Source organism: Colwellia sp. BRX10-9, assembly GCF_014077405.1.
Taxonomy (GTDB): Bacteria; Pseudomonadota; Gammaproteobacteria; order Enterobacterales; family Alteromonadaceae; genus Colwellia_A.
This window is the reverse complement of sequence record NZ_JACGVV010000063.1, coordinates 1-6,463: the sequence shown is the minus strand read 5'-3', so window position 1 is coordinate 6,463 and position 6,463 is coordinate 1. Positions and strand designations below refer to the sequence as shown.

The 6,463-nt window shown below is 34.6% G+C and carries 11 protein-coding genes; all 11 read left to right on the top strand.

What is annotated here, in order from left to right:
* Positions 1-232 precede the first annotated feature (232 nt).
* The gene (locus H4J69_RS19230) at positions 233-691 is read left to right on the top strand and encodes a GNAT family N-acetyltransferase (protein ID WP_182218386.1); all 459 of its coding nucleotides are present in this window, start codon (positions 233-235) and stop codon (positions 689-691) included.
* 135 nt (positions 692-826) lie between these two features.
* The gene (locus tag H4J69_RS19225) at positions 827-1,282 is read left to right on the top strand and encodes a GNAT family N-acetyltransferase (protein WP_182250933.1); all 456 of its coding nucleotides are present in this window, start codon (positions 827-829) and stop codon (positions 1,280-1,282) included.
* A 563-nt stretch (positions 1,283-1,845) separates the two neighbouring features.
* Positions 1,846-2,133, top strand: a complete 288-nt coding sequence (locus H4J69_RS19220) for a hypothetical protein (protein ID WP_182222635.1) — start codon at positions 1,846-1,848, stop codon at positions 2,131-2,133.
* Between the two features lie 106 nt (positions 2,134-2,239).
* The gene (locus tag H4J69_RS19215) at positions 2,240-2,698 is read left to right on the top strand and encodes an energy transducer TonB (protein WP_182250897.1); all 459 of its coding nucleotides are present in this window, start codon (positions 2,240-2,242) and stop codon (positions 2,696-2,698) included.
* Positions 2,699-2,846: 148 nt separating this feature from the next.
* On the top strand, positions 2,847-3,368 hold the full coding sequence (locus tag H4J69_RS19210; protein ID WP_182252043.1) for a hypothetical protein: 522 nt from the start codon (positions 2,847-2,849) through the stop codon (positions 3,366-3,368).
* 92 nt (positions 3,369-3,460) lie between these two features.
* Positions 3,461-4,003 (top strand): DUF4287 domain-containing protein, encoded by a 543-nt coding sequence (locus tag H4J69_RS19205; protein WP_182250896.1) that lies wholly within the window; start codon positions 3,461-3,463, stop codon positions 4,001-4,003.
* A gap of 122 nt (positions 4,004-4,125) precedes the next feature.
* Positions 4,126-4,539, top strand: coding sequence for a hypothetical protein (locus H4J69_RS19200; RefSeq protein ID WP_182218394.1), 414 nt, complete (start codon positions 4,126-4,128; stop codon positions 4,537-4,539).
* 125 nt (positions 4,540-4,664) lie between these two features.
* A complete protein-coding gene (locus H4J69_RS19195; RefSeq protein ID WP_182252041.1) occupies positions 4,665-5,351 on the top strand; it encodes an outer membrane beta-barrel protein in 687 nt (228 codons plus the stop codon).
* 117 nt (positions 5,352-5,468) lie between these two features.
* On the top strand, positions 5,469-5,888 hold the full coding sequence (locus H4J69_RS19190; protein ID WP_182218397.1) for a hypothetical protein: 420 nt from the start codon (positions 5,469-5,471) through the stop codon (positions 5,886-5,888).
* A gap of 49 nt (positions 5,889-5,937) precedes the next feature.
* Positions 5,938-6,201, top strand: coding sequence for a hypothetical protein (locus H4J69_RS19185; protein ID WP_182218399.1), 264 nt, complete (start codon positions 5,938-5,940; stop codon positions 6,199-6,201).
* A 114-nt stretch (positions 6,202-6,315) separates the two neighbouring features.
* On the top strand, positions 6,316-6,463 hold a 148-nt coding region (locus H4J69_RS20520), incomplete at its 3' end, for a PspC domain-containing protein (RefSeq protein ID WP_182252039.1).

Here is a 6,463-nt window from a genome sequence, read left to right as displayed (position 1 = left end):
GTTCGAACGTCTTGTTAGAAACATTGGATGTTTGCCGTTCAATATTCGTAACCAACAGAGGCATATTCCACTTATCAAATATAGTAAACTAATCGATTGATAAATGGATTGGTCCAACTATAAGCTGCTCAAACGTTCAAACGGACAAAAGACAGTTGGCTGTTTCACTCCGTTACAATTTTAGGCAACAATTTTTTTTCAGCTAACGTTGCGTTAACTTCCTAGGGATAGAATGAGTATACGAAAAGCTACAATCAATGATGCAGTAGGAATTCGATCTCTAATTCTGAGCGCCGCAGAACCACAAACTAACTCTGACTTTAATAAAGAAGGTATTGTACACTTTAAAGAAAGCCTTGAATTGAAAGCTATAAAAGAACGCATCCAAAATAAAAAATATTTGATGTTATGTTTTGTCAAGGAATACAAAATTGTCGGAATAATAGCAATTTTCAAAAAAGAAAAGTTAAGTCAGCTTTTTGTTGACCCTAACTCTAGAAAGTTAAATATCGCTAAACAATTGTGGTCAGCAGCAAATGAAATCTGTATAGCTCAAGGAGGTAATGGGAATTACTGGGTAAAGTCTTCAACTATGGCTATTCCTGTTTATGAGCGTTTCGGTTTCCGCCTTGATTCGGCTCAACAAAATACAGACGGTATAATTTTTCATACGATGTTACTACAGTCATGAATACGGAAGTTAACAAGTCACTCAAAAGGAAAAAAACAGTTGGCTTTTGCTGCTTCGTCGCTTATTTTAGCCCACTATTATTTGCCGCTTAACGTGGCGTTAGAGAGCAATGCAGATTTTGAGCCTAGGCATACTATGATAAACAAACTTGATAATTCTAATGAAGACGTTGGTAATAAAATTTTTAAAGTTTTTCAAAACTCTTATAAAGTTGAAGCTCAGCTTATTAATGCTTCTAATTTTCCACCACTATCGCGAAGCATTAAAGATATAAAGAATTCAGAAACACTGTTTTATGGTTTTTATGAAAATGGATGCATCGCAGGAGTCATAGAGGTTGTTGTAAAGGGTAATCAATTAGAAATAGATAGTTTAACCGTTGATCCAAAGTATTTTAAAAAAGGGATCGCAGGTCAATTGATTAGTTATATTCTCGACTTATTTGAATTTACAGAAGCAATTGTAGAAACTGCCGTTGCCAATAATCCAGCAATTAATTTATACAAGAAATATGGCTTTGTTGAGTTTAAACAGTGGACACCAGCTCATGGTATTCGAAAAGTCGCAATGTCGTTGAAAAATGATCTCTAACAACAGCCATTCAAGCAGGAATTTTAACAGTTGGCTAGGTTCCGCTTCGTTCAACATTGTAGCCAACTATTATTTGCCTCTTAATGGGGCACCAGCTGTACTATGAAGCTTTTAGGTAAGGAGCCTATTATCAAATTTTTTTAACTTACATCAACTCTTGAATTATTGGGATGGTTTTTTCTTATTCTATTTTTTTCGATTCTAATCTTCAATGTTGAGCAAAGCTTCTTAGTTATAATTCTACTTTGTCTTACTTTACTATTTTCTGTACTTTCAGGGATCGTACCTATGTTCTCAAATGTGGTTCCCCAAACTTTTTTATTAATAAGAAGATTATTTCCAGCGATTGGTATTGTTATTTACTTTTTGGTTCAATTTGTAAGAGAACCATTTATTATACCTTTCTAATGAACTAGCATACAGCTAACGAGCAACTCAAGACCGATAAAACAGCGGGCTTTGCTCGTTACTCGCTATTATAGCCAGCCATTTTTTAGCCGCTTAGCAAAGCGTTAGTTTTCGTAGAGCGTGTATTATCTCCATTTGTCAAAAAGGATAATTTGATGTTAAACAAAGTAATAATTATTATCTGTACACTGATCTTCACAGGATGTGTTGTTGTTCCTGAAGTGGATCATTCTCAAAAATATCAATGTGGTTTGTCTACAGATAAAAAGACTCTTAAAGTTGTTAATCTAATGAAGGGCGACACTAGCTTTTATGAATGGAATGATGAGTTTTTATCTATAATAACTATGCCGACATCAGCAGTTGTCTCAAGTGTGTACGTAGCGGTAAATAATGTTTATCACTTTGGTGAAAAACAAATAAAATGTGGTAACAAAAACTAACAAGACTTTTAAACGACAAAAAGCAGTTTGCTGTTTTCGTTCTTCAGTATTTTAACAAACAATTTTTTGCCTGTAGTTAGGGCGATAGAGCTATAAGGAGTTAGCAATGAGAAATGCCGTTTCAATTACAATAATAAGTTTATTTTTAGGTGCATGTGCGTCTAATGATACTGTTCAAGTTGTTGATGAATCCCTAATTGAATATAAGGATTTATCTTTAAAAGAACAAAGAGAATTAGTTAAAGAGTATTGGATAGTTGAAAAGAGGCTAGACCCTAAATACCCAATAGAAGCAGCAAGGAAAGGTTTATCTGGTTGTGTTGATCTTATTGTTGGTATAAACAAAGATGGTAAAACCAGTGGCTACAAAGTAAAGGAATCTTATCCTAAAGGTGTATTTGATTACCATGCTGCTGCGTCTCTCAAAAGCTGGAGATGGTCAGCAACAGAAGTAAATGTTGATAAAACACCTGTATTGACATCCATACAATTGGATTTTATGGTTAGTGGCGCAAAGAATGCCAAGGAAGCTAAAAATAAATGCGGATGGAATTATAAGGTATAGCGTTAACAAGCTATTCTAGCAGGATAAATAACAGCTGGCTATTTGCTACTTCGTTGCTTATTTTAGCCAACAATTATTTGCCTCTTACATGGGGCGTTAGTTTTATGGAGGATTCATCATCAAGTTTCTATTAATAATATTATGTTTATTGTCTCATTCTGTAAATTCTGAAGAATGGTTTACGAATGATAAACCTGATAGTTCAAACAGCTTTCAAGGATCTTCAGGTGAATTTGGTGCAATGATATTTATGACGACAGATTCACAAAAAATGTTAGATAACTGGGAAGCTCCAACACCTGGTTATCATATTTTAGAATCTGAGAATGTAGAAAAAGGACAACCAATTGAAGCTTTAGTGTTGTTTAGTGGTTGTTCAGCTAACGCAGATGGAAATTGTATAGCTGAAATTGATTACCAAATTTTAAAGCCAGATGGATCAGTTTATGCTGAATATAAAAATACTGAGCTATGGAAAAATAAACCCGCATTATCTAAAGGTCAATTAGGTTTAGCTATAGACCGCGTAGGGTTAATTGCTGAAGCTAATGATCCTGTAGGCGTATATAAAGTTACTTGCGTTGTAAAAGATCTTGTCAGTAATAATAAGTTTTTTATATATTCTAGTTTCAAAGTAAATGAAGTTAAGCCATTCAAGCAGGACAAATAACAGTTGGCTATTTGCTCCTTCATCGCTTATTTTAACTAACTATTATTTGTCTCTTAATGGGGCGTTATTTTTTGAATAAAAAGGTGGAGTATATGGATAAATCGCTGCAAAAAATGATTGAAAATATGCCTGAAAAAACAGGTAAAAAATTAGAAGAATGGTTTCAAATCTTGGACAAAGAGAATTTTGAAAAGCATTTAATGGCTGTGAAATTTTTAAAAACAGAGCATGGTGTAACACATGGGTTTGCAAATACAATTGTCACTTTATCTAAAGAAAGAACTAATCCTCCTGAAGATTTAGTTTTAAATCAATATAGTGGTAAAGAATCGCTTAAGCCTATTTATGAAATGCTTTTCTTAGTAATCAAAAACTTTGGTGAAGATGTTGTAGTTACACCGAAAAAAGGAAGTGTAAGTTTCATCAGAAAAAAACAGTTTGCTTTAATTAAGCCGGCAACTAAAACAAGAATAGACTTGGGTTTAAAACTTAAAGACGTCGAGGTGCAAGGGCGGTTAGAAGCATCAGGACCATTTGGCACTATGTGTACCCATAGAATACAACTAAATAATATCTCTGACGTTGACAGTGAAGTTATCGAATGGTTATCGAAAGCGTACGAAACATCTGTTTAGTCAAAACATAACAAGCGGTTCAAACGAAAAAATACAGTTGACTATTTTCACTGTGTTCAACATTTTAGCCAACCAATTTTTTGCCTGTTATCGAGGCGTTATGCTGCAAGGAGTATTTAAGCATGAGTGATACTAAAAAAGACAATTTCTACTGGCCTGATGTATCAACAATAGAGTCTGCCAAAGCTGCTACCAAAGGTTCTATGTTCGTAGCATTATTTGTTGCTACAGTTACAGCCGCATTTGCCTTATATGGTATGTATAACGATCCAATTTTAGGAATTGATGCTTGGGCATTTGTCGATTCATTTATTTTTATACTTATTGCATTTGGTATTTGGAAACTAAGCCGATTCGCAGCAACGTTTGGTTTAATTTTTTATATTATCGAACAAGTTAATATGTTTATAACTAACCCGTCAGTACCTTTCTTAGCGATTTTATTTATTGTGATCCTCATTGGTGGGGTAAGAGGAACATTTAGTTATCATAAGCTTAAAAATCAAACTGTAGAGGTTTCAGAACCAGTAGCATAATAAGACGTTCAAATAACAGCTGGCTGTTGTTCGTTCCTCAACATTTTAGCAAACAATTTTTGCCTGTTAGTAGGGCGTTAAATATTTCTCTAGTTCAGAGTTTGTATTTATTTTAAAGGATGTAAATGAAAAAAAATATTATTGGGATGATTTTAACTTTATTCCCGTTATTTGCTCTAGGGGAAACAGTTTTCGTATCAGAAATACTTATCGGTAAATCCCAACATGAAATTAAATCGTTCTTAAATCCAAAATTTTCAAATGAGAGCTATTCTGCAACTTTGAATGATAGTTCATTTGGGTTTAGATTCGGTGTTAAATTTTTCGATAATGTTTCAATTGAACTTGCTAAACATGATCATGGAAGTGTGGTTAATGAATTTACAGTTTATTATCCTACTTCGATCACAGGTACACCTTCTGGCGGAGATTGCTGTTTAGGTTCTGAGCATGACTATACCGCAGAAGCAATTATACCTGTCGAAATTGAATCTATTAGGTTTGGAATAAAAGGTGAAGTAGAGTTAGTCACTAACTTTACTGTTAATGCTCGGGTTGGACTTGCTCACTGGTCATATAAAAACTATACGCCAAAAAAACTTACAAATTTTAGCCCTCCACCAGTTAGTGATGGAAGTGGAAATGATTTATATTATTCATTAGGCGCAGAATATAAGTTTTCAGAAGATTTATATCTTGGCGTTGAGTACTCACTATTATCTGTAAATGAAAGCTATGCTGTCAATGATGTAAGTGGTTCTTTTAGCCATGATGTAAAAGATTTATCAATAGTTGCAGGTTGGGTGTTCTAAATACCTAAGCCACTCAAGTCGGACAAAAAACACTTGGCTATTTGTTCCATCATCGCTATTTTAGCCAACCAATTTTTTGCCTGTTAATTAGGCGTTTGTGTTAATCATGGAAAGTGTATGCGTATAGTTTTTGTTTTCATCCTCCTACTTTTTTCAGTGACAGTTAAAGCTGAAAATATTAAACCTTTCACATCAGATGGGTGCAGTTCTTTCCCTGACGGTACATTTGATCATAAAGAGCTATGGTTATCTTGCTGCACTGCTCACGATTATGCTTATTGGCAAGGTGGAACTTATGAAGAGAGGTTGGTTGCAGATAAAGAACTTCATCAGTGTGTTTCAAAAACTGGCGAGCCACAAATTGCCAAACTAATGTTAGCAGGTGTGCGAGTGGGAGGAAGCCCATATTTTCCTACGTCATTTAGATGGGGTTATGGTTGGTCCTATCCTCGCTGGTATAATGTATTAACTGAGGCCGAAAGAAAGCAGATAAAGTCGATCAAAAATGGTCCATATAAGGCATTCAAGCAGGATTAATAACAGTTGGCTCTTAATGGGGCGTTATGTTGTAAAGGAAGGTTAGGCGTTGGCTAAATTTGAAATACCCATACAAATAATCGAAAGGGATGGTCCCTTCAAAGAGGTCAAGCAGGATGCTTCAATTGTTAATATTAAATTATTAAATTCGGTTGTAATAGAAAATGTACTGGTGATTTACCCTAATATAATTGCAGCTATTAAAGGGCAATCTGAATTAACATTTGAGTGTTCTCAAATTTCTTCGGTAATACAAACGGATTCAAACCTTAAGGAAAGGTTTAAAAGTCACTGGATATTTTTCGGCTTGTAACAACATAAGCTATTAAACACAGATAACAAACAGTTGGCCGTTCTCGTGCCCCGCTTATTTTGGCCAACAATTTATCGCCACTTAGCTTGGCGTTATATAACTAGGAGTATAAAAATGGATTTTGGTAAGCTTCCTAAATCAGAAAAAAACATACTAGCAGGAGTTGCTGGTGGAATAGCTGCATATCAGGGGATTAATCCCTATAAAGTTAGAATCGCTTTTTTACTCACCGCACTATTGACTGGAGGGATCATTGTTATTG

Coding starts and splice junctions, on each gene's coding strand:
- H4J69_RS19190 (WP_182218397.1), top strand. CDS start 5,469: ATGCGTATAGTTTTTGTTTTCATCCTCCTACTTTTTTCAGTGACAGTT.
- H4J69_RS19195 (WP_182252041.1), top strand. CDS start 4,665: ATGAAAAAAAATATTATTGGGATGATTTTAACTTTATTCCCGTTATTT.
- H4J69_RS19205 (WP_182250896.1), top strand. CDS start 3,461: ATGGATAAATCGCTGCAAAAAATGATTGAAAATATGCCTGAAAAAACA.
- H4J69_RS19225 (WP_182250933.1), top strand. CDS start 827: ATGATAAACAAACTTGATAATTCTAATGAAGACGTTGGTAATAAAATT.
- H4J69_RS19230 (WP_182218386.1), top strand. CDS start 233: ATGAGTATACGAAAAGCTACAATCAATGATGCAGTAGGAATTCGATCT.
- H4J69_RS19215 (WP_182250897.1), top strand. CDS start 2,240: ATGAGAAATGCCGTTTCAATTACAATAATAAGTTTATTTTTAGGTGCA.
- H4J69_RS19200 (WP_182218394.1), top strand. CDS start 4,126: ATGAGTGATACTAAAAAAGACAATTTCTACTGGCCTGATGTATCAACA.
- H4J69_RS19220 (WP_182222635.1), top strand. CDS start 1,846: ATGTTAAACAAAGTAATAATTATTATCTGTACACTGATCTTCACAGGA.